This window comes from Thermodesulfobium acidiphilum, assembly GCF_003057965.1.
GTDB classification, from domain to species: domain Bacteria; phylum Thermodesulfobiota; class Thermodesulfobiia; order Thermodesulfobiales; family Thermodesulfobiaceae; genus Thermodesulfobium; species Thermodesulfobium acidiphilum.
Window position 1 is genome coordinate 1,638,545 of record NZ_CP020921.1, and the last position, 23,234, is coordinate 1,661,778.

Genomic DNA, 23,234 nt, shown 5'->3' on the forward strand with positions numbered 1-23,234 from the left:
CTCAATTCTGTTATAAACATTTATCGACAGGAGGACTTTATTTTTTGAATCCCTCTTCAATATGAAATCCTTTTTTTCTCTCAGTTTCTTTCTTCAGTTCTTGAGCCACCCTTTCCAGGTCTTTGCCAAGCTTGTGTCTCAATAAAGTTTCCCTATCCACCTCACCCGAAGGAGAAACAGTCTTTATTCTTCCTTGTTTTATAAATCGAAGGATCCAGAACTCATCTACCTGGGCTCCTTCTGACACCTCATTCGGACTGGAATTGGGATGTTTTCTGAGGTATTCGTTAACCTTTTTTAACATTTCATCTTCTTCTTTTACGTGCTCAGGGCAAAGATCGTAGCCCAGGGAGTTGAACAGTCGATTGCATCGCGCGCAGTTTATCAACGGCACTCTCATCACCTCCAACAAGTTTATCTTTAATATAATTAGCTATTCCTATTCCGCCACCTTTACTTACGCTGTCAGCAATACTCTGAAACAACATGTCATATTCTATACTCTTATCCGGTTTCCACTCATCCTCTCCTGGAATAGTTCTTTTCATCTCCTTAAGAAGCTGATATATAAAAAGAGATTCAAATCCTTCTGCTACTTTTTGCAATTTTAGAGAGTTTTTAAAATTTTTTGCGTTAACACTATTCTTTGGATCGAGAGACTTTAAGACTATTTTTGATGAATTATTTATATTATTATTATTTATATTAAAATTATCTATATTATTCACAACATATCACCTACCTAAAAAATTTTATCTCAATTTTTTACTACATTACAATCAGATCTGCTTCCAAAGATCCTGCTTCTTTAAGAGCTTGAAGTATTGCTATTATATCTCTTGGCGTCGCTCCTATACTATTTAGAGCCTTTACCAAATCGTCAACTGTACCATTTACGATTACTAAAGAACCAGCGGATTCTGTAGCTGTAACCTGTGTATTTGGAACAGTTGTTGTAACGCCGCCAGAAAGCGGATTTGGTTGAGAAACAGTTGGGGTAGTCTTTATCTGAACTGTCAGGTTCCCGTGAGCAATAACTGCGCTCTTCAGAGTAACGTTAGCACCAATAACTACTGTTCCAGTTCTTTCGTTAACCACTACTGTTGCCTTATTGTCAGGGTTTATAGGAAGTTGCTCTATGCTCGATATAAAAGCTACGCTGTTATTTGTAAACTCACTAGGAATAGATACTTCCACAGTTTTCGCATCAATAGCCCTTGCAATATCTCCATATGATGAGTTTATAGCCTTTGCAATCCTTTCGGCGGTAGTATAGTCCGCCTTTCTAAGGAAAAATCTAACTTCATTATTTGGCTGAAATATTGCAGGAATACTCTTAATCAAAACCAGGCCATTATTTAAATTGGCTACTGTTGGAAAGTTCTTTACCGTTCTGGTTCCTCCCCCCCCAATAGAATATGCGCCTCCCTCCGATATTGGTCCCTGTGCAAAACCATATTGGATTCCATCAGGTCCGAACATAGGAGTCATCAAGAGCGTTCCGCCTGCTATAGAGGTTGCATCTCCCATACTCGATACCAGTGCATCGGTTCTTTCACCTGCAATGCTCTGGGTTGAAACGCTGGCGGTAACCATTACAGCAGCCACATTCTTAGCTTTTAATTGAGAATAATTAAAATTAACCCCAAATCTTTTTAGCATATTTGCATAAGAGTTGATCGTAGATTGAATTTTATCAGAATCTCCCGTTCCGTTTAGCCCAACAACCAAACCATATCCTACAAGCTGAAAAGAATTTGTGCCATCTGTATAACAAATATCCTTTATTCTAGTTTCTGCACCTAAAGAGGGCACATTAGAAATTATAAGAGATAAGCATATTATCATTATTGATATCAAAAAATTTCTCATAAGATCACCCTATGGAAAGACTATTCCTATTATGTTTCCAAAAAAATTTCCAATAGCCCCTAAAATCCCCTTTGCGCCCGTTGGAGACGTACCTTTAATTGTAATCTGTGCATCCGATATCTGATATGAATAGATTGTATTGTTATTACTAATATCTTCAGGCCTTATAAGGCCGCTTATAATTATACTTTGTTTCTCCTTATTAACCTGGATATTCTTTTGTCCCTCAATTCTCAAAAGGCCGCTTGGCAATACTTCAACAATTCTTGCCTCAATATCTCCAGTAATAGTAGCTGTTCTTCCATTAGAGCCCTGATCGGAATACTGACCGCTTCCAGAAGCAGACATGTCTGTCTTTAAAGGATTTTTTACAAAGGGAAGTTTGGTAGGACTATTTGAATTCGAATAACTTCCCTGTTTTTTTGTAGAAATTGAAGTTGAAGAATTAAGATTTTCTGACAAAAGAACCATTACCGTATCTCCTACCGAATGCGCCTTTACATCGGAATAAAGATTTACATACGATGGATCCGGTTTAAACACGTCAGATGCGTTGGATACGCTGCTCATACAAACAAACAAAAATAAAGCCAGTAAAATTTTTCCCATTTTAACCACCCGTTTGAACCTCACTCGAGGATATTATTTTACCTGTGAAAACTTTATTATTCGTAATACACCTCACCTTTATGTCGTCACCAATTGAACCTGAGTTAAGCGCCACAGCAGGTAATGAAAAAGTTGCGTTCCCAACCTTTCCTATTACCATTACTCTTTGACCTAATCTTACATCAATTCGCTTCGAAATCAAACTCAATCTTATTACCTGACCCGCCGTAAGGTTTGCGTTAATAATAGAACCATTTATGTTATTTTCTATTGCAAAATCTTTTGGCAAAGTTGAAAGCTCTCTTTCATCCATTACAACGTTATCGTTCACGTTTATTACACTGCCAGCTTTTAGTGGAACCTTAGCAACGTAAACGTTTAACCATATTCTAACTAGATAATCTGCCTCAATAAATCTTTGAACGCCGTCCTGATTATAAAATATTACAAATCTGTTAACCCCAGAACGAATTGCACCCATATTCATTGCTTTTGTATAATCCAGGTCCGGTAAAGCATAAATTGGTTCAATGGCAATCTTTGAGGGCTGAAAGGTAAGAGAATCCTTTATAGCAGAAAGAACTAAAGAATCAGGGTTATTTGCTAAAGCTGTATAATCAATATTCAACGATAAGAAGATTAAAGAAACTATTAAGTATCTTATTAAAAATTTAAGCATAATTGTTTAGTTTATGGGAGTTGCTTGACGTTGTTTGCATCGCTAAGCATCTGATCGCAAACTGTCATCCCTTTTGCACAAGATTCATACGCTCTCTCAGCAGTTATAAGATTTACCATCTCTTCTACAACCTGAACATTACTCATTTCCAGCATCCCTTGTTCCACCCAACCAATACCCTGTGTGCCAGGCGTGCCGAGTATAGCATCTCCTGAAGCGGGAGTACTCTGGTAAAGATTGGATCCAAGGGAAGTAAGTCCAGATGGATTAATAAATCTTGCTAGCTGAATTGTCCCAAGGTCTTGCACCGTTCCATCCTGCATCTTAGCAGATACAGAACCATCTTTGCCAACGCTTATTGAGACAGCATTCGTTGGAACCACAATAGAAGGTTGGAGCAAGTAACCTTCTGGAGTTACTATCTCTCCTGCAGAATCCAGTGAAAAATTGCCTGCTCTAGTATAAGCAGTAGAACCATCAGGTAGCGTTACCTGAAAGAAGCCATCTCCTTGAATTGCAAGATCTAATTGATTCCCGGTCTGCTGAAGTGGCCCTTCTGTAAAAATTCTAACAGTAGATACAGGTCTTGAACCCAAACCTATTTCCAAACCTGTAGGGAGCATGTTACCTGATGCACTGGTCGCTCCAGCAGGCCTGATTTCTTGGTACATTAGATCTTCAAATTCAGCTCTTGCCGTTTTAAACCCCGTAGTATTAACGTTAGCAAGATTATTCGTAATAACGTCAACATTAGTTGTCTGGCTTAACATACCAGACGCCGCAGTCCAAAGAGCTCTCATTCAAACCTCCCGTTTTTAAGGGCCCCCGACAAGCGGTCCAGCCCAAAATATGTTCTAAATTCTAAATTGGCTTAACATTTGACCAGTTTCATTGTCTTCAATAACAATTGCCTTTTGCCCGCTCTCATAAGCTCTTTCTAAGGCTATCATATCAGCCATCTCTTTAACAGTATTTACATTAGAATTTTCAAGATATCCCTGTAATATTTTAAAACCAGTAGCATTTACAACCTGCCCGCTATAGCTATAAAGGTTAGATCCTTGAGGAACTATTAAAGATGGATTGTCAAGAGATACTATCCCAAGCGTGTCAGTTTGCTGACCGTCGACCTGGATAGATCCATCAGAGGATATGACGACATTTTGCCCATCAATAGTAATAGGTGCATTGGCACTAGAAAGAACAGGATATCCATCTTGTGTAACCAATTCATCATTGTTATTTAGAGTAAAATTTCCAGCTCTTGTATATCTAATACCATTAGGGGTTTGAATCTGGAAAAATGCATTATTGTTAAGCGAAATAGCTACGTCAAGTTTGGCAGAAGTGTGCTCAAGCCCACCAGCAGACAGATCTAGAGCCTGTGTAGAAAGTTCAGAACCGTTGCCAAGATATCCAATAAAGGGCGCTCTGTTGTCATCAGTTTGTAAAAAAACTCTATTTATAGGATAATTCTCGCTCTGTGAAATATTCTGGATTAAACGCTTAAACGCTGGAGTAGAAATATTTGCAAGATCGTTTACCACGCTATCAAGTTTCTCAGAAAGTGCCACCATTCCTTTTGCTGCAGCCTCTATTCCTCTAACCAAAACCTCACCTCTTTTCTAACGTAAAGTTACTTTACTTACATACTATATAAGTTGATCGACAAAATTTACTAATTATTTTAATTTATCACCAGTTTCTTACATCATAGTTTAACAAATACTTAACTATAGTCTTAAAAATTTCTACCCTCCTTTTCTATATATCCTTTTCATAATTAACATAATCAGCAAAAATATGTGGTATAATACCGATTGCATCTTGATTAAACTTTAAGGAGTAAGTAAAGAACTGGAACAATTTGATTCTAATGTTATGAAGAGCAATATGCTAAAGCTTATCGAACAAGACGGCGAATGGTATCTTCACCTTTTGAACCTTTCTCCAAATTGTGTAGAAGTAATTGATTTAGAAGGAAAACTTTTCTTCTGCAACGAATCACACAAAAACGTTTTTGGCTATGAGCCTTTCGATCTTATTGGCAAATATTGGTATGAGCTGCTTCCAGAAGAGGACAGATTTCATGCAAAAAACCTTTTTGAAGAGATTGTTAAAAAGGGCAAAAGACCCCATTCAATCCCTATGAGAGGATTGAGATCAAATGGAGAAATAATAAATCTTTGGGTAAGATGGAATTATCTTAAGTTGGGAGATTCTTCGGTTTTTGGGATTTTTGCAGTAATTTCAGATATAAGCGAACTTCTTTCGAAAAAAGAACAGATTGTAAATCACAAACAAAGCATGGAACTAATATCTTCAAAAACTCCTTGTGCATTTTTCAGCTATAATTATAAATCAAAGAGATTTCACGCCTCAGGTAAGTGGAAAAAATTGCATTCAATCGATAAAAGCGTTAAGCTTGACACCCTTGAAGCTCTTGAAAAAGTTATGAATAGTGATCTCTACAAAATCCTGATTACTTTCATAAATTCTTTTAAAAGCGATGGAATAAAAGAAACTAGATACACTGTTGAAACACCTCATGGAAAGAAAGAATTAGTTAGTCTAGCTAAAACAAAGTCCACAAAGAAGAATGGATTAAATTATTTATCCGGAGTAACTCTACAATTAGAAGATGAATCTTACTTTGAAGACGAGTATAAAAACTTATATACAGACCTTATTAAAAAAAATACTTCCGTAATTTTTACTTTTGACCCAGACAATTTAAAAATACTTGACTTTAATAACTCCTTTCTAAAACTAACTGGCCTTAGTGAACTGGATTTAAAGGATAAAAGTCTTTTTGAACTATTTCCTGTAGAAAACCAGAAATTAGCTATTATTTCAAAGGAAATATGTTCTAAAGGTTCATGTATTTATAACACCCACTTAAGATGTAAAAATTCTAGAATAAAAGACATATCAATGAACTGCTCTTTTCATAGATATGGTAAAAAAAATTTTATTTTGTGTATTTTAGAAGATCAAACTGAAAAAAACATTTTTATGAGGAAGTTTCTTGAAAAAGAAAGGGAAAACATAAAGTTTAAAGAAAGCTTGCAGTCTATAATAAATCTTGAGTGCGAGAAAAAATTAAATTTAGAAAGAACCAAGCTAATTCGCACTGGTTACGAGGCATTAAAGTTTTCTACAGATTTTATATGTGAAAATGTAGAATCAAATTTAAAAAATATTTATCAAACAATAAACAAAATTCAGAACACATTAAAGGAAAGAGGTTTTTTGGAAAATGAACTATCAAAAGCCTTTAAGGAATGCAGAACTTATTTTGAACTAATAAATTTAAACATATCTGAATTCAAGGGTTTAAAATCGTTAGAGTCTCAAAATGGTAATGATGTTTTAAGTATTCTGAATAGTTGCAGTAATTTGTATAAACCAATTTGGGAAAATAATAATATAAAGTTTGATTTCTCCATAAACGATGAAGTCAAAACATACCCAAAAAACAGGGAGATCTTAAGGGATGTTATATTCTCAATATATTCTATAATTACCAAAAATATACTAAAACAGTCAAAGAAAGAGAAAGACAAAAATTTCAAAATAAAGGTTCTATTAACAAGAGGTGATAATTTTGTCAATATAGAATTCTTTGACAACGCAGTTTCTTTTGAAAAGGGAGATCCAGAATCTCAAGACAATATCAGTAAGGTTATTACAAATAGTTTACAAGCCATATCTTCTTTGACAACGACATATCTTAACGGCATTTTGTTATATAAAAATAAACAAAACCAGAATACCTTTCATCTTAAAATTCCCATTGTTGTATTATAATAATAATCAAAATTAATAAAAACCTTAGGGGGCAAAATGTCATTTATAACCAGGATTCCGATATTTAAAAAAAATCTTGAACTTTTTGGATACGAGATAAAAGGCTATTATGAAGGATCATTCATGTCATGTCTCGAAGAATGTCTTAACACAATTGGCTTAAATGTATTAAGTAAGGAGAAATATTTATTTTTAAGCGTTCCATCTGAAATATTCGAATACGATAACCTAAGAGACATGATCCCGCCGAAAAAGGCAATTTTTATAGTTAATCCATCTCAAATATCAAATAAAGAAATTTTTAAAAAGCTGAAAAATCAGGGAATAATGCTTTGTGCAAACGTTTCAGGCTTTTCAGATCTTGAAGACGTTAAGCACTTTGATTACGTAAAGATTTCTGTTTCAAGCTTTCAAGACGACTGGACCGGAATACCCAATCTCTTTAAAGGAGGAAAACTCCTTGTCGAGGTAAAAGAAAAGTCTATATTTAATAAAGCTGTAACCTCCGGATACGAACTATTTGAAGGTGATTTCTTTATTCAACCTGAAATAATAGTAAGAAAAAAATTATCTCCTCAAAAAGCAATTATTTTAAGCATACTTCAAGATGTAAGGCAAAAGGATTTTGATTTCTCAAAGATCGAAGAAAAAATAAAGAAAGATCCACATCTAACAATAAAACTATTAAAATTTATAAATTCTGCCTTTTTTAGTTTTAAAACTACGGTAACATCTATAAGGCAAGCTCTCGTAATACTGGGACAACAGGAATTTGTTAGATGGCTTACACTTGTGATCCTTGGAAAACTAAATGAAGGTAAACCTGAAGAAATAGTTTATAGGGCATCAGAAAGGGCAAAATTTATGGAATTGATATCCAATTATGTAGGGCTTTACGAAAGATCTCAAGAAGCTTTTTTGGTTGGACTTTTTTCTCTTGCACCTGCAATGACGGATATATCTATGGAAGAGTTTATTAAAGAAGTGCCTGTCACAGAAGACGTTAAAGCTTCACTTCTTGGAAACGGGATATTTACAGATTTGTTTAATTTGAGATTATCAATAGAGAACGCTAATTGGGTAGAGATGAAAAGAATTTCAGAAAAATTAGGAATAAATCCTAACAAAATTGAAATAATAATTTACGAAAGCATAAAGTGGGCACATGAATCTTTGCTATACATAGAGAAACTATAAAACAAATTAATAAAAATTTTTTTAAATAATTTAACTTATTTGCTTTTAAAAATGTTATAATGTATATTTAAATATATCTAGCAATTCAAAAAAAATTTATCCCTAAGGGGGGATTTTGATGAAATGGATTCGCGTTAACATGTCAGACCTTTCTGTAAAGGTCGAAGATGTACCAAAGAAGTATGAACAGATGGGAGGTAGATGGCTAACATCCTCTATAATAGCGGATGAGGTTCCAGCTACTTGTCACCCACTAGGCCCATTGAACAAAGTGGTAATTGCACCCGGTATCTTGAGTGGCACCACAGCTCCGTCCTCAGGAAGAATTTCTGTAGGTACCAAATCACCTTTGACAGGTGGTATAAAAGAAGCAAACGCAGGAGCAAAATTCGGTCAATATCTCAAAAGAATGGGCTATAGTGCTATCATCATCGAAGGACAACCTAAGAACAAACAGTCCAGATATTTGTTAAATATCAGCAAGGAAAAGATAGAGTTAGTCGGTGCAGACGAGTACAAATTTATGAGACTTTACGAACTTAATGAAAAATTAGCAGCAAAATATGGCAAAGATGTCGGTATAGCATGTGTAGGCCCGGCAGCAGAACACCTTTTGGCTGGGACTGGCGTAGCCTTTAATGACGTTGAAAACAGACCAGCCAGATACGCAGGCAGAGGTGGTGTAGGAGCTGCATTTGCATCAAAGGGATTAAAAGCAATTGTAGTAGAAGCTGTAACGGGACAAGCAGCAATTTTAAATAATGAACTTTTTGAAATCGGCAGAAAAAAACTTCTAGCTGCTCTTCAAGAACATGCAGTAACCAAACCAAAAGGCGCATTAAATACCTATGGTACTGCAGTATTAGTAAATATATTAAATGAAGCAGGAGCGCTCCCCACCAGGAATTTTTCCAGTGGTACATTTGAAGGTGCAAAAAAGATATCCGGTGAAGCTATGGCAGAAGCAGCGGCCAAAAATCCTCAAGCTGGCATGATGGGTCACAGGTGTCATCCAGGTTGTGTAATAGGTTGTAGCGTAGTATATCCAGACGCACAAGGTAAGTCTCATACTTCAGTTGAATATGAAACTCTATGGGCAATAGGTGCAAACTGCGGAATAGATGACCTTGATGCCATAGCTCAGATGAACACCTTATGTAACGACATTGGGCTTGACACAATAGAATTCGGGGATGCAGTAGCGGTAGCAATGGAAGGGGGTTTGCTTCCCTTTGGAGATGCAAAGGGTGCAATAGCTCTACTTGAAGAAGTAAGAAAAGGAAGTCCACTTGGTAAGATCATAGGTTCTGGCTGCGGCACGGTAGGGAGAGTCTTCGGAGTAAGAAGAGTACCTGCAGTAAAGAATCAGGGCATGCCAGCTTATGAACCAAGAGTTATTAAGGGTATAGGTGTAACTTATATTACTACCCCAATGGGCGCAGACCACACAGCGGGATATTCAATTGCTCCAGAAATACTTGGAGTTGGCGGTAAGTTTGACCCGCACACAAATGAAGGTAAGGTAAAGCTTTCAAAAGACTTCCAGGCAACCACATGCTTTATCGATTCCACTGGATGTTGCGTGTTTACAGCCTTTGCCATACTTGATATCCCTAGCGGTTTTGAAGGAATGGTAGAAGCCTGTAATGCAGTCACCGGAGCCAACTGGACCACTGGTGACGCATATGAAATAGGTTTAAACATCTTAAAAACCGAACACCAGTTCAACTTATCCGCAGGATTTACTCAAAACGACGATAGACCACCTGAATTTATGAGACTTGAGCCAGTACCCCCACACAACATGATTTGGGATATGGCTGATTCTGAATTAGATTCTATCTGGAAGTAATGCCGAAAATCACAGTTGCCCTTTATGCAGGCCTTAAAGCTCGCGCCCATGCTCCAGAGGGCGCGAGTGAATTTGACTTAGATATTCCAGAAGGATCTAAGATAGGAGATATAATAAAACTTTTGGACCTTCCTGATGACGAAGTTGCAAATATATTTGTAGACAGATCTCTAAAAGATAGAGAATATATAGTCAAAGATGGTCAAAGGATAGCGTTTTTTCCCCTAATAGCAGGCGGATAAAGAGGCAAATATACTGAAAAGGTACTACCTTCTTTGTATTTGCTTTTTACTTTTATATCTCCTCCGTGAAGTTGAATTATTTCTTTAGATAGAGAAAGTCCCAAGCCAAACCCAGAGCTTTGTCTGGAAGAATCTACTCTATAAAACTTTTCAAATAATCTGGGAAGAGCTTCTTCCTTTATCCCTATTCCAGTATCAATTATGTCTATTACTGCAAAATTCCCTTCTTTTCTTGAAAGTATCCCTACTTCTCCATTTTCCTTATTGTATTTTATAGCGTTATCAACCAACGCCCAAATAGCTCTCCTGAGATAATCTTCATCGGCATTGACATAAAGATCGCATGTTGAAAAGGTAACATTTATAGTTTGCGATAAGGCCTGTGCCTCTTTTGCAATTTCTTCAATAAGCTCTCTTATGTTAACCTTTACAAAGTTTATTCTTGGCTTTGACTCTACCCTCGCCAGAAATAACAAATCATTTACCAGTCTCTCCATTCTTTGTGTTGCTATAGAAATAGTCTGAATAGACTCTTCAAGTATTTTTTTATCATCTTTGCCCCACCTCTTAAGAAGATCGTTGTAACTTTTTATTATAGAAAGAGGAGTTCTTAGATCATGTGACGCTGCAGCAACAAACTCCTGCTGACTTTTAAAACCTTTTTCCAGCCTTTCAAGCATTTCGTTAAAAGCTTGTGCAAGCAAGTATAACTCGTCCTTTGGACCCGATAAAAGAATTCTCTCATCCAATTTACCAGTGTTAATCTCTTTCACCTTTCTGGTAAGTATGGCAAGAGGTTTAAGAGTATTCGTTACACTTATATAACCGCTTGTCATTGCAAACAAAGTAGCACCCATCATGAGAAATATCAACAAACCTGATAAAACAGCAAGAAAGTGTTTTTCCCTTTTTAATGGGTGTGCTACTTCCACAAATATTCCATTCCCAATATCCTTTCCCGAAATTAAGACCTCTTGGCCATTAATTAGGATGGACTTTACAGGGCCATCGTAAAAAGGTAGCTTAATATTGCCTAAATTTGGAGATTTACTGACAAGCTTATTATCTTTATATATCTGTATCCAGAGTTCCAGGCTTCCCGCCTGATCTACTAATTCAGGGTCAGTTAGATCGGGATTTTTTTCATTCTGAAGCGAGTTTTGAATATTTGAAATCGCTACCTTTATCTTTGAATTTGCTTCTTTTGTAAGAGCAAAGTTCATGCCAAATATCACTACAAAACCACATAAAACTAATGTAGTAAGAAGTATAGCACAATAATATAGTGTAAGCCTTATACCTATTGAACTTTCAATATAGTTTTTAAGCTTTTTCATTCGACTCTACTTTTAGAGCGTAACCAACCCCTCTTACGGTATGTAAAATCTTGTTTTCAAACGGATCGTCTATCTTTGCCCTAAGATACCTTATATACACATCAACTACATTTTCACTACCATAATAATCATAACCCCATACGTGATTTAAAATAGTATCCCTATTTAAGACTTTTCCTACATTTTCAGCAAGATACTTCAGCAAATCAAATTCCTTTTTTGAAAGACTTACTGATTTGTCTGCCCTTTTTACCTCTCTAGTCTGTGGCGATATTACCAGATCACCAACTACTATTTGCTCTAAATCCTTTGTACCCTTCCTGAGCCTCGCCCTTATTCTGGCAATCAATTCTTCAATCACAAATGGCTTGGTTACGTAGTCATCTGCTCCCAGATCAAGCCCTTTAACTTTATCCTTTACAGCGTCTCTTGCGGTCAGAATTATTATTGCAACGTCTTTTTGCGACTTCATCCTCTTACAAACCTCAAACCCGTCTATACCCGGAATCATTAAATCCAGCAAAACTAAGTCAAAATCCTTTTCAGAAAACAAACCTATTGCTTCATAACCATTATCAGCAGTGTCTACCAGATAGCCTTCATGCTCAAGTTCTAATTGTAGGTATCTTGCAAGATTATATTCATCTTCAACCACAAGGATTCTATACTCTTTTTCCATAAAACACCACCAATTTAAAATATTTTTAATAATTTTAATACAGCATAGATTAAAAACAAATTAAACTTAAGACTAAAACTTAAAACCTACTTTTTTATTTTAGAAAAACATTAAAACACTCTCTTCTTATATTAGCATTAAACAAATATTAAAAAACTCTAATTTTATTATAAAACTTTTAAAAGTTCAAAAGTATATCCTTATATGAAAGTTAATCCGTCATAGGATATGAAGGAGGAAAAATGAAAAAAGGGAAGGCAATTTTTAATATTATACTTCTAATATTATTTTTTTTAGGAACTAGTATAAGCATATTTGTAATAGTTGGGGGGAGAAGATTTTAAGCAATTTCTAACTTTATAAATTTTTTAAACTAAATTTTAAAGTTGAAATTAACCATAAGCTACAAATATTTATAACGTAAAAGCGGAAAAACTTGATCAGAATTATTCTTTTATACTATAATTACTATTGTTTTTTATTTCATTTTATTTCATCATAGGGGGTAACAATGCTCAAAAACATGTCTTTGCAAGCCAAGCTAATTTTAGTTTCCACGATCTCATTCGTAGCTATCGGCCTTTTAATTATTTGTATAGTATCCTTCCAGATAACTAGCTATAATCAAACTATGATGCAAAGGGTTGCGACTCTTTCTAACAAAGTGATAGACAAGGATGTAGGCGGAATTGAAAATTATGTAAGAGGAATAACCAAAGACCTTGCAAATACTCAAAGGATCAAAACAGATATACAGTCAAACAACATGAACGCCCTATCAGGGCTCGTCAATTCATTTTTAGATCTAAAAGAAAATCCAGATTATTTTTGTATAGTTACCGATCAAACTGGCAAAATAATATATACCACTCTTGGACAAAATTTTGTTGGAACCGATCTTAGCGCTCAACCACCAATAAAGGCAGCCCTGTCAGGAAAGTCGGGAGTAGGCTTTGAAACTGCAAAACTAGTAAAGCTAGCAATAAGGGCTTATGATCCTATTTACGACGACAGCGGAAAACTTATAGGAACAATACACATAGGCAGAAAGATTTCTGACTCTAATTTATTCGTAGACCAATTAAAAAAAGAGACCGGTTCAGACGTTACCTGGTATCTAGAAAATGAAAGGGTAGCTACTACATTACCAGATGTAAAGGTAGGCACAAAGCAAGAAAATCAGAAGATAATAGAAGAAGTTTTGAAAAAGGGCGAAAGTCCTATTGTAAGAACTGAACATAGCGGCAAGAGCTACCTTACACGCTTTAAACCTATCAAGGATACAAGCGGCAACATAATAGGTATGGTTTCTACTTCAATAAACACTACAGAATACGATAATTACTTTAGAAATATAGTTCTGTCGTTACTTGGCACAATAATTTTAGTATGTACCGTATTGATAGGTATTTTCTTAGTTTTCATAAAGAGATCCATAGCAAAGCCTATCAACTATCTTACCAAGGGCATAGAGGATCTTTCTGCGGGTGACTTTACGCTTAAGCTCCCTGAGATGAACAAAGACGAGTTGGGAAGGATAAGGGAAGCCGTAGAAAAACTAAGAAATTATCTAATTAATATACTTTCAAAGATAGACGGAATACAAAGCGAAATACATTCGTCCAGCAAGGATATGTTAGAGTCATCAAAAGCCTCCAGACTTGCAGCAGGAGAAAGCAAGAAGGCAAGCGAGAATATGGCAGGTGCAGCTACAAGTCTTTCTCAAAGCGCGCAGGAAATATCAAATCAGGTTCAGCAGCTTCTTAACGCAATAGACTCTATCGCATCAGGTTCTGAGTCATTGGCAAAGAGCGCCTCAAATCTTTCAGAAAAGACAGCCGCTATAGCTGATAAATCAGTTCAAATTGCAACAGATGCAGGGGCAGTAGATGAACTAACTAATAATGTAAACCAGGACGCAAGAGAGGGCACAAAGATAATCCAAGAGACACAAAACACTATGAACGCTATAGTCAATTCTGTAGAGAATCTCTCAAGCGTGATGAACAGCCTCAAAGAGAGGTCTCTTGAAATAGGCAAGATTGTGGACGTGATATCAGGAATAGCAGAACAGACAAATCTACTTGCCCTAAACGCAGCAATTGAGGCAGCAAGAGCTGGAGATGCGGGAAGAGGCTTTGCTGTAGTTGCAGATGAAGTTAGAAAATTAGCTGAAGAGTCACAAAAAGCAGCAGTTGAGATTGGAAAAATGATAAATCAAACAATAAAGGAGACAGAAAACGCTGCAAACTCCATGAACGAAACAAGAAATGATGTTCTAAGAGGATCGTCAATGAGCAACAGAACAAGCGAAGCATTTAAAAATATTTTAAGCGCAATAGAAAAACTTTCTGAAAAGATAGAGACAACAACTCACAACATAACCACTATTACCAAAGAAGTTCAAGAAATTGAATCAGAGGTTTCAAATCTTGCAGCCCTTTCAGAAGAGAATAGTGCATCAAGTGAAGAGATGGCAGCATCTGCTAAAGAAATATCCACAAATGTAGAAGGAATTGCGGCAACCAGTGAAGAGATGGCAGCATCTAGTGAAGAAGTAGCGGCTGCTGCTCAGGAAAGTGAAGCAATGGCAGAGAAGATAGACCTAGAAGCAAATAAACTAGCTGAAAGAGCAGATGAATTGAAAAACGAATTAAATAAATATAAGTTCTAATTAAAGATACCTGACACCACGGGACAAACTTTCCTTAACATTTTGTCCCGTGGTGTTTTTTTATTTTGGAACAAATTCCTTACAAGCCTTTCTTGATGGAAGAAAAATTCTGTCATTCTTCATACAAAGTCCCGCATCTGCCCTAGTGCTGCCGTATGCAGAACTAAGCACGGTAAAACCCGGAAAGGTTTTCTCAAATTTCCCAGGATCGTTCATAAAAAAAGAACACTTGGAACAATTTTGCAAACTTTTCATTATTTTAAAGCGCTCCAAAAACCATAAAACACTTGTGTAGACATAAACCACCCAAGAAAGACGTTTACCAAAACGCCTATTGAAAACGCAGCCGTAGCAGCCCATCCAACCGATTTTAATTCCTTAAATCTGGTTGTCAAACCAATGCTTGCAAAACAGAATATAAAGGTCCATGTTCTAAGAGAAGAAATAGGCGCTATTAAGTTGGGGCTAACATTTTTGGTAAATTCTGCAGATGAATAACCTGATGTGATTATAGTCATTATTATAGATGCCACAAAAAACCCTATTACGAACTTCGGGAAACGCCACCATATCTCCATTGGGGAAGGAGCTACTCCACATTCTTCCTTTTCCCACTTCAAACATGCTATAAGCGCAAAAATAAATGACCATATTCCTATCCATATATCTCTGCCTATAACCTTCATTAATGTAAATGCATGAAGAGCAGCACTTTCATTCCCAACCATATGACCGTAAGAAACAGCTGCCGCAAAGCCTGCTGCATCGGCAAATTCAGAAGTTCCAATCCAGGCACCAGCAACGCCAGCAGGCAAACCAAGGGCCTTTGATACAAATGGGAGCACAATAATCATTATTAATGCAGCGATAACAACCAGGGTAACTGTAGAGTAAAGATGTTCTTTTTTAGCACCAACCGCACTAGCACCAGCCATAGCAGCCGAAACACCGCATATCGCACCGCCCATACCTAAAATTGTTGCAAATCTCTTGTCGAGCTTAAAATACTTTGTGCCGACAAAGAATATAGTTAAACAGGTAATCACAGAAATTATTGTTGCTTGAGTAATAGCAACAGGGCCAGCAGAAATAATAAGAATAATTGGAAAGGTAGCACCAAGAAGAACTATACCTGTTTTAATGTAATACTCCACTCTAAATCCATCATCTAACCAAGAGGGGATAGGAAAAACATTTGCTATAATAAGCCCTAAAACAAGAGCAACTAACGGAGGTTCAAGATTAAAATATTGCGCATATTTCCAACCGCCAATAGCGAAAATTACAATAGAAAAGATATAAAGAAGAGTAAACGACGGTATAAACCTAGAAGGTTTAACTCCCATAATTGCTGTAGAAATTGAGAAAAAAACCAACCAGAAAAGATATTGCATGATGTATTGTGGTGCATTTGCTCCGAGATGAGCGAAAACCTGTCCTATATTATCCCATTTTAGCGCCCCTGGATTGATAGAAATTGCTTTTATAAATGAACTTCCTGAAGCAAAGGCAAAATAGGCAGCTAAAACAATAAAGAGACCTAGCCAAATAGCCCACCAATCTTCTTTTAGATAAAGATCGGCCCATCTTGATTTTGGTGGAGCACTTTGTACTATTTCTTCATTCTCATTTGGCATCTTACTCCTCCCTCCTCACATTTAGCGATAATTTTAAATTGCTAAGAATAAAAAACAAATCTTGATAATAATTGTATAAATTTAAAGGGCATAAACTAAGAATAGAATCAATAATCCACCACCTCCTAAATCACAAACATAAACCACATAAATGACTTTAATAAATTTATTGTATATTTTACTAATTATCGTGTCAAATATATTTATGCCTATATTTTTATATAGCTAATTTCATTTTAGACTTATACAATAATATTTGACCGTATATAAATAAAATTGATATACTCATAAAAAACTAATATGATAAAAATAAGATATAAAATATAAACTTAAGCTAGAGTAAACAATTCTAAGGGGTGAAGACTTTGCAAGAAGATATATCAGCTAATTCTTTGAGTACTAAATGGTATGATTTTTTTAACAAATACGCCGAAGATCTATACCCAGGAAGATATACCCATGAAATGTGTAAAAATCTTGCAAATATCTATTTAGAAATAAAAAATCTTAAGCAAAAAAAGGATTCTATAATACTTTCTCACAATTATCTTTATCCTGAATTTCATGAAATTTCAGATAACATAGGCGATTCTTTAGGTTTGAGTCTATTTGTTAGAGAAAAACAATGTAAGAGAGTCGATTTTCAGGGTGTCTATTTCATGGGGTCAAATAGCAAGATTATAGTTGGAAATGAAAAGAGACTGTTTATACCGGACAAGCCAGAAAAGCTTGGTTGTTCGCTTGTAGATTCGATAGACATTTCCTTTATAAAGGACTGGAAAGAAAAACATGATGGTGTAGTAATAAGCTATATCAATAGCGATATATATACAAAGTCTTTAAGCGATTATATATGCACATCTCGAAATGCTGATAAAGTAATAATAAATGCCATCAAAAAATTTAAGGAAAAGAAAATATTAGTTCTTCCGGATAAAAACCTGGGGAGGATTATGAAGGCAAGAGCAGTAGATTTTTTAAAAGAAGAAGGAATAAACTTAAATCCAGATCTCATAGAAGTATATGAACAAAAAAAAGCCTACTGCCACGTACACGAGAAGATAAATTTAGACTATATTTTATCTATGATAGACAAACACAAAGAAAGCGATCTTTTAATACATCCGGAGTGTAGTTGTAGTTTTCAGCTCTACGAAATTGCAAAAGAAGACAAAGAGCTCAAAAAGAAACTTTTTATTGTATCTACCGAACAGATGGTTTCTTCTGCAAAAAAATCTTCAGCAAAAAGTTTTATAGTAGGAACTGAAAAGGGCATGGTATATAGGCTTAGAAAGGAAATCCCAGAAAAGGAATTCTTAGCAATAGATTTCGCTCAGTGCGAATATATGAAAGAAAATACTCTTGAAAAGCTCCTTAATTCCTTAAAAAACGATAAATATGAGATATTTATTTCTGACACAGAAAAAACAGAATCAAGAGAAGACGGTATCTATTTGCCTCGAAAAACTGCAGAATGGGCAAAAGTTGCAATAGAAAGAATGTTAGAAATCAGATGAACACAATTGATTGCGAAATTTTAATAATTGGAGCTGGAATTGCTGGTCTTACGTGTGCAATAAAGCTTGCAGACAGAGGTAAAGATGTAGTAGTAATAAATCGTTCAGAAGATCCAGAAGAATCCAATACCAAATATGCACAGGGTGGCATAGTTTGGTGGGGTGAAGATGACTCGACTGAACTAATCAAGACAGACATTGAAGAAGCTGGAGATGAGGTAGGAAGGGAAAGTGCAATAAAGATTATTGCTGAGGATGGTCCGGTATTAGTTAAATCATTCTTGATCGACAGACTTGGCATAAATTTTGACAAAGATCCCTTTGGAAAACTTCACAAAACTCTTGAAGGGGGACATTCTAAAAACAGAATCATTCACGTAGCAGATCAAACAGGACTTGCTATTCAAAAAGCACTATTAAAGGAGGCAAAAAGGCATCCTAATATAAAAATACTTTCATCAACTACTGCAATAGATCTTATAAGCACAACCCATCATTCCAAAAACAGAGATGCAATATATCAGGCAACAAAAATTCTTGGCGCATATGTCCTTGAAAGAAATTCAAACAGGATACAAAAGATCCTTTCTTCCTATACAGTTATTGCTAGCGGCGGAATTGGGGCTGTTTACGAGTATACCACCAACCCAGAAGGTGCAAGAGGCGATGGTATTGCTATGGCAAAAAGAGCAGGCGCTCATGTAATAAATATGGAATACATTCAATTTCATCCAACTGCTTTTAAAAAGGATAACTGTAAATCCTTCCTTATATCAGAATCTGTCAGGGGGGAGGGCGCAATACTTCTAAACGATAAATTAGAAAGATTTGTAGAGTCTGAACTTTTGCCCAGAGATGAGCTAACAAGGCTGATATATAAAGAAATGAAAAAGAGTTTTAGCAAGAACGTCTGGCTTTCATGTAAACCAATTATAAAAAGAGGAATAAAGCTTGAAGAAAGATTCCCTAAGATATTCTCAGATTGCCTTGAATGTGGAATTGATATAAGAAAGGATCTCATACCAGTAGCTCCTGCAGCCCATTATCTCTGTGGCGGTATAAGGGTTGATGAGTGGGGCAAAACAAACCTTACAAGGCTTTATGCTATTGGTGAGGCATCATGTACGGGTCTTCACGGAGCAAATAGACTTGCTTCAACCTCACTTCTAGAAGGGCTTGTCTGGGGAGTAAGATCTGCTGAAAATATCATTGGAAATTTTTCAAAAGAAGATATAGAAAGTTTTCAAATATCTGATTGGGACGAAAGATTTGTACTACAAGAACCTGATAAAAATTTAATTAAAGATTATCTTTCCAGAATTAAAGTTATAATGTGGGAAAGAGTAGGTATTGTGCGTTCTGAGAAAGAACTTCTAAAGGCAATAAGAGAGCTAACAGAGCTTTCTATAGATATAATTGAAATGTATAGAACATCAAAACTATCAGACGAATTAATTGGTCTTAGAAATACCATTGAGATAGCCATAGAAATTGCTTCCTGTGCAAGGCGAAACAGAGTAAGCAAGGGATCCCATTATAGGGAGGATTATTTATGAACTTTAAAGATATATTAAAAGAGAGAATCCATCACGATTTAGGCTTTGATTTTTACAGAAAGGATGGCTATCCCTATTCAAAATTTAAAATTATCTTTAAAGAAAACGCAATAATTGCAGGAACAATATTTGTCCCTACAATTGTAAAAATTGTTGAAGAGGAGTTCTTCCTTGAAGAGTTTGAAGAATCAAAAAGGTATAAATTTGAGGTTTTAAAAAGAGATGGTGAACAGACATCTTCAAAAGAAACTATTATGTACATATATGCAAATGCAAACGTCTTACTAAAGGCAGAAAGAACAATTTGCAATATTTTATCTGAATTGTCAGGAATTGCCACTCATGTAAAAGAAGTTTTGTCAAAAATAGATAGTAGCGTCTTTCTGTTAGATACTAGAAAAAATGATCCACTATTTAGACCTGAACACAAATATGCCATAAGGCTTGCAGGTGGTAAAAATCATAGATCAGGGTTCTTTGATGGAGTGCTAATAAAAGATAACGACATAGCAATCTCTGGATCAATAAAATCTGCTATTGACAATTCACTAAAGACTTCAAAGTTTTTAACAAAAATTGAAATAGAAGTTGGCAACATTCAGGACTTAGAAGCAGTTCTTTTAGATGGCAGGGTTGATGCAATATTACTGGACAATATGCCAGTAAAAGAGCTAAGAAAGGCAATAGAAATCATATCACGGTCAAAAAAACGCTATCTGGTAGAGGCATCAGGAGTAAGAGAAGAAGATATTAAAGATGTATCCAAAACTGGAGTGGAATTCATATCTATGTCATCACTTATAAGAAGAGCAAGGTATATAGACGTGTCCATGAAAGTTGATAAATTATTTTAAATATTTTAAGATGCTAAAATATAAGATAAATTCATATATACTTTTTAAGGAGGTGTTTTATGAAAAAAGTTTTAATTTTAACAGGCGATTGCGCGGAGGATTATGAAGTAAAAGTTCCTCAACAAGCTTTGATGCTTTTGGGCTATGACGTAGAAATCAGTGCTCCAAACAAAAAGGCTGGGGATATGCTTCAACTTGTCGTGCACGACTTTACAAACCTTGACACCTATATTGAATTGACTGGGCATAGAATTCCAATAGATATAGCTACAAAAGATGTAAGGGTAGAAGATTATATAGGGTTAGTAATCCCTGGTGGAAGAGCTCCTGAATACATTAGAAGATATAACGAAGTTGTAGAGGTTACAAAAAAATTCTTCGTTTTAAACAAACCTGTGGCAGCTATTTGTCACGGCTCACAGCTATTGGCTGCCTGTGGGATATTATCCGGCAGAAAGGTCACAAGCTATCCTGCCTGTGCTACTGAATGCATAATAGCAGGAGCAAATTGGGTTGATCAAGACGTAGTAGTAGATAGAAACCTCGTAACAGCCCAGGCCTGGCCAAACCATCCTTTATGGCTCAAAGAATTTGTAAAACTCCTTGGAGCAAAGATAGAAATATAATGTGATGTAACTTCCCTAGGGGACGCAAACTACTTTTTGCGCCCCCTAAACCAAAGTTTCAAACTAAAAAGACAAGTAATGGCAATCCATGCCATTTGAAAAGTAGAAGTAGCTCAGGTTGTACAAAATAAAGATCTAAGCCATTCCATAATTTTTTCTCCAAGTATTTTAAGTCTAGCATTATTTTAACATATAAAAATTTAAAAATTATTAAATACTCTTTATGCTTTTATATAATTCTTCGCGACCTTTAACCTGATCATTCAAAGTTTTTTTAGCATCGTTTACAAGATTTAACACAGATGGTAAATTTATTTTATAAAACATCTTCTGCCCATCTTTTCTTGAATCTATAATGCCCTGTTTTTTTAAAATTCTCAGGTGCTGAGATAAGTTTGACTGTTCAACGCCTATTTCATTCAAAAGTTCACATACACATCTTTCCCTTTCACTCAACATCAACAAAATTTGAATCCTCAATGGGTGTGCAAGGGTTTTAAAAATTTCAGAAATTAATTGATATACCAAAACCTTTTTCATAAAATCCTCCTAAAATTTTAATTGGTACTTTTATAAGATAATAAAATTTTAACATTTATATTATTATATTATAAAATTTTAGAAACAAAAATAGAAGTTTTAAATGTTTACACAGCAATTCAAATCTGTTAAACTTATGCGAAAATATACTTTCTCATGGAGGTGATTTGCATGGATGATATACCCGATTTATGCTTTATAAGTTTTCCCTTCAATAAACTTTTTTGCAAATCACCAAAAAGTGAGGAGGTATATTGTGTCATTTACAGGCGCTATAACAGAATTCTACCTTAGCCAAGAATTAAACAAGCCAATTTTAGATCCTGAAAACAGAAAAGTCGCCAACCTAAGAGATATTGCTGTTTGTTGGGACAAGAAAATTCCAGTTGGTAGAGGTATAAAATTCCTAAAGGACTCTAATAAGCTAATAAATATAAATCACATAAAGGAATGGAAGAAGGATGCAATAGTTTTAACTACAAACCTTGAGAAAGCAGCTGATATCGTGGCAAGGGATGAAGACATTTATATAGTAAAGTGGCTTCTTGATAAACAGCTTATAGATCTTAAAGGCAAAAAGTTAGTTAGAGTAAACGACATAAAAATATCCTTCTATTCCAAAGACTTAGAAAAAAAGTTAATACTTCTTGCTATTGATGTAGGATTTTCTGGCATTCTTAGAAGGCTTGGTATTAAGTTTTTAGAAAGTAGAATTCAACCCCAGCTAATAAGTTGGAATTATCTTGCCCCAATAAAAAAGAGAACCTCAAACTTACAACTGGCAACAGAATTTGAGGGTTTAAAAAATCTTCATCCAGCTGATATTGCAGATATTATAGAAGAGCTAAGCCAACCAGACAGGGAGAAAATAATAGAAAGCCTTGATATAGAAAGCGCTGCAGAGGTATTAGCAGAAGCAGATATAGAAACTCAGGTAAACGTCATTGATTCTCTTGATGCAGATAAAGCAGCTGACATTTTAGAAGAAATGCCATCTGATGACGCCGCCGACATATTAAGCGAGTTAAATGAAGAAAAATCTCAAGAAATATTAGAGCGCATGGATCCAGAAGAGGCAAGTGAAGTAATAGAATTGATGAACTATGAAGATGAAGACGTAGGATCGTTAATGACAAAGGATTATATAACGCTTACTGGAAATGAAACTCAGGAAGAAGCTCTGAACAAAATTAAAAAAATAGCTGAAGAAGTAGAGACTATTTACGTTTCATATATAGTTGATAGCGAAGAGAAACTAATAGGAGTAATATCTTTAAGGGAGCTATTAATCGCTAAGCCTGACGAAAAAATAAAGGATATCATGCAAAAAGACGTTATAAGTCTAAATCATTTTGATCATCACGACAAGGCACTTGAAATGTTTGCCAAATATAATCTCTTTACAATGCCTGTAGTAGACAACGAAAACAGACTTCTAGGAATAATTACAGTTGACGATATCTTAAGGCTTCTTATACCAGACAGAAGTGACGCTGACACCTTCTCGAGATTTGACTCGCTGAAAAAGTTCTTGAGAGAAGGTGGTGAATAAG

The 23,234-nt window shown here is 35.4% G+C and carries 22 protein-coding genes; 10 read left to right on the forward strand and 12 right to left on the reverse strand.

The window, feature by feature from the left end; genetic code table 11:
* Positions 1–37: 37 nt before the first annotated feature.
* The 7 genes from TDSAC_RS08260 to TDSAC_RS08290 are packed head-to-tail and all read right to left on the reverse strand — an operon-like array spanning position 38 to position 4,770.
* Positions 38–304 carry a hypothetical protein gene (locus tag TDSAC_RS08260; protein WP_108309959.1) on the reverse strand — a complete coding sequence of 89 codons (267 nt, stop codon included), beginning with the start codon at positions 302–304 and terminating at the stop codon, positions 38–40.
* 22 nt (positions 305–326) lie between these two features.
* Entirely contained in the window at positions 327–728 is a 402-nt protein-coding gene (locus TDSAC_RS08265; protein ID WP_108309961.1) for a hypothetical protein, read from the reverse strand.
* Positions 729–768: 40 nt separating this feature from the next.
* Entirely contained in the window at positions 769–1,872 is a 1,104-nt protein-coding gene (locus TDSAC_RS08270; RefSeq protein WP_108309964.1) for a flagellar basal body P-ring protein FlgI, read from the reverse strand.
* Between the two features lie 9 nt (positions 1,873–1,881).
* Positions 1,882–2,481: a flagellar basal body L-ring protein FlgH gene (locus TDSAC_RS08275; protein ID WP_108309966.1), complete on the reverse strand. Its 600-nt coding sequence runs from the start codon at positions 2,479–2,481 to the stop codon at positions 1,882–1,884.
* A gap of 1 nt (position 2,482) precedes the next feature.
* The gene (gene flgA / locus TDSAC_RS08280; protein WP_108309969.1) at positions 2,483–3,160 is read right to left on the reverse strand and encodes a flagellar basal body P-ring formation chaperone FlgA; all 678 of its coding nucleotides are present in this window, start codon (positions 3,158–3,160) and stop codon (positions 2,483–2,485) included.
* 11 nt (positions 3,161–3,171) lie between these two features.
* Entirely contained in the window at positions 3,172–3,960 is a 789-nt protein-coding gene (gene flgG, locus TDSAC_RS08285) for a flagellar basal-body rod protein FlgG (protein ID WP_108309971.1), read from the reverse strand.
* A 54-nt stretch (positions 3,961–4,014) separates the two neighbouring features.
* A complete protein-coding gene (locus tag TDSAC_RS08290) occupies positions 4,015–4,770 on the reverse strand; it encodes a flagellar hook-basal body protein (protein ID WP_108309973.1) in 756 nt (251 codons plus the stop codon).
* A gap of 283 nt (positions 4,771–5,053) precedes the next feature.
* Here TDSAC_RS08290 and TDSAC_RS08295 point away from each other — a divergent pair, with 283 nt between their 5' ends.
* The 4 genes from TDSAC_RS08295 to TDSAC_RS08310 all read left to right on the forward strand — a co-directional run bounded on the left by TDSAC_RS08295 (position 5,054) and on the right by TDSAC_RS08310 (position 10,261).
* Complete coding sequence (locus TDSAC_RS08295; protein WP_199919786.1) at positions 5,054–6,970, forward strand: PAS domain-containing protein; 1,917 nt, start codon at positions 5,054–5,056, stop codon at positions 6,968–6,970.
* Positions 6,971–7,006: 36 nt separating this feature from the next.
* Complete coding sequence (locus TDSAC_RS08300) at positions 7,007–8,167, forward strand: EAL and HDOD domain-containing protein (RefSeq protein ID WP_108309977.1); 1,161 nt, start codon at positions 7,007–7,009, stop codon at positions 8,165–8,167.
* Positions 8,168–8,285: 118 nt separating this feature from the next.
* The gene (locus tag TDSAC_RS08305; RefSeq protein WP_108309979.1) at positions 8,286–10,019 is read left to right on the forward strand and encodes an aldehyde ferredoxin oxidoreductase family protein; all 1,734 of its coding nucleotides are present in this window, start codon (positions 8,286–8,288) and stop codon (positions 10,017–10,019) included.
* Positions 10,019–10,261, forward strand: a complete 243-nt coding sequence (locus TDSAC_RS08310; protein ID WP_108309981.1) for a MoaD/ThiS family protein — start codon at positions 10,019–10,021, stop codon at positions 10,259–10,261. Before TDSAC_RS08305 ends, TDSAC_RS08310 begins: the two co-directional genes overlap by 1 nt.
* Here TDSAC_RS08310 and TDSAC_RS08315 read toward each other — a convergent pair.
* Positions 10,222–11,598, reverse strand: a complete 1,377-nt coding sequence (locus TDSAC_RS08315) for a HAMP domain-containing sensor histidine kinase (RefSeq protein ID WP_108309983.1) — start codon at positions 11,596–11,598, stop codon at positions 10,222–10,224. The two genes, TDSAC_RS08310 and TDSAC_RS08315, sit on opposite strands and share 40 nt — an antisense overlap.
* Positions 11,585–12,277 carry a response regulator transcription factor gene (locus tag TDSAC_RS08320; protein WP_108309985.1) on the reverse strand — a complete coding sequence of 231 codons (693 nt, stop codon included), beginning with the start codon at positions 12,275–12,277 and terminating at the stop codon, positions 11,585–11,587. The genes TDSAC_RS08315 and TDSAC_RS08320 overlap by 14 nt, the downstream gene beginning before the upstream one ends.
* A 511-nt stretch (positions 12,278–12,788) precedes the next feature.
* Between TDSAC_RS08320 and TDSAC_RS08325 the strand changes: the two genes are divergently transcribed.
* Positions 12,789–14,951: a methyl-accepting chemotaxis protein gene (locus tag TDSAC_RS08325; protein WP_108309987.1), complete on the forward strand. Its 2,163-nt coding sequence runs from the start codon at positions 12,789–12,791 to the stop codon at positions 14,949–14,951.
* A 60-nt stretch (positions 14,952–15,011) separates the two neighbouring features.
* On the opposite strand, the gene TDSAC_RS09115 is transcribed toward TDSAC_RS08325, so the two are convergent.
* Entirely contained in the window at positions 15,012–15,206 is a 195-nt protein-coding gene (locus tag TDSAC_RS09115) for a hypothetical protein (protein ID WP_108309989.1), read from the reverse strand.
* Positions 15,206–16,588 (reverse strand): YeiH family protein, encoded by a 1,383-nt coding sequence (locus tag TDSAC_RS08335; RefSeq protein ID WP_108309991.1) that lies wholly within the window; start codon positions 16,586–16,588, stop codon positions 15,206–15,208. Before TDSAC_RS08335 ends, TDSAC_RS09115 begins: the two co-directional genes overlap by 1 nt.
* Before the next feature lie 365 nt (positions 16,589–16,953).
* Here TDSAC_RS08335 and TDSAC_RS08340 point away from each other — a divergent pair, with 365 nt between their 5' ends.
* The 4 genes from TDSAC_RS08340 to TDSAC_RS08355 are packed head-to-tail and all read left to right on the forward strand — an operon-like array spanning position 16,954 to position 21,141.
* Positions 16,954–18,105, forward strand: coding sequence for a quinolinate synthase (locus TDSAC_RS08340; protein ID WP_150130318.1), 1,152 nt, complete (start codon positions 16,954–16,956; stop codon positions 18,103–18,105).
* The gene (gene nadB, locus TDSAC_RS08345) at positions 18,102–19,661 is read left to right on the forward strand and encodes an L-aspartate oxidase (protein ID WP_199919787.1); all 1,560 of its coding nucleotides are present in this window, start codon (positions 18,102–18,104) and stop codon (positions 19,659–19,661) included. The genes TDSAC_RS08340 and nadB overlap by 4 nt, the downstream gene beginning before the upstream one ends.
* Positions 19,658–20,515, forward strand: a complete 858-nt coding sequence (gene nadC / locus TDSAC_RS08350) for a carboxylating nicotinate-nucleotide diphosphorylase (RefSeq protein WP_108309995.1) — start codon at positions 19,658–19,660, stop codon at positions 20,513–20,515. The genes nadB and nadC overlap by 4 nt, the downstream gene beginning before the upstream one ends.
* Positions 20,516–20,574: 59 nt before the next feature.
* Complete coding sequence (locus TDSAC_RS08355) at positions 20,575–21,141, forward strand: DJ-1/PfpI family protein (RefSeq protein WP_108309997.1); 567 nt, start codon at positions 20,575–20,577, stop codon at positions 21,139–21,141.
* Positions 21,142–21,351: 210 nt separating this feature from the next.
* Here the strand turns inward: TDSAC_RS08355 and TDSAC_RS08360 are convergent, their stop codons facing one another.
* Positions 21,352–21,681 carry an ArsR/SmtB family transcription factor gene (locus TDSAC_RS08360; protein ID WP_108309999.1) on the reverse strand — a complete coding sequence of 110 codons (330 nt, stop codon included), beginning with the start codon at positions 21,679–21,681 and terminating at the stop codon, positions 21,352–21,354.
* Between the two features lie 256 nt (positions 21,682–21,937).
* Here TDSAC_RS08360 and TDSAC_RS08365 point away from each other — a divergent pair, with 256 nt between their 5' ends.
* Positions 21,938–23,233, forward strand: coding sequence for a magnesium transporter (locus TDSAC_RS08365; protein ID WP_150130319.1), 1,296 nt, complete (start codon positions 21,938–21,940; stop codon positions 23,231–23,233).
* The last annotated feature ends 1 nt before the right edge of the window (position 23,234 follow it).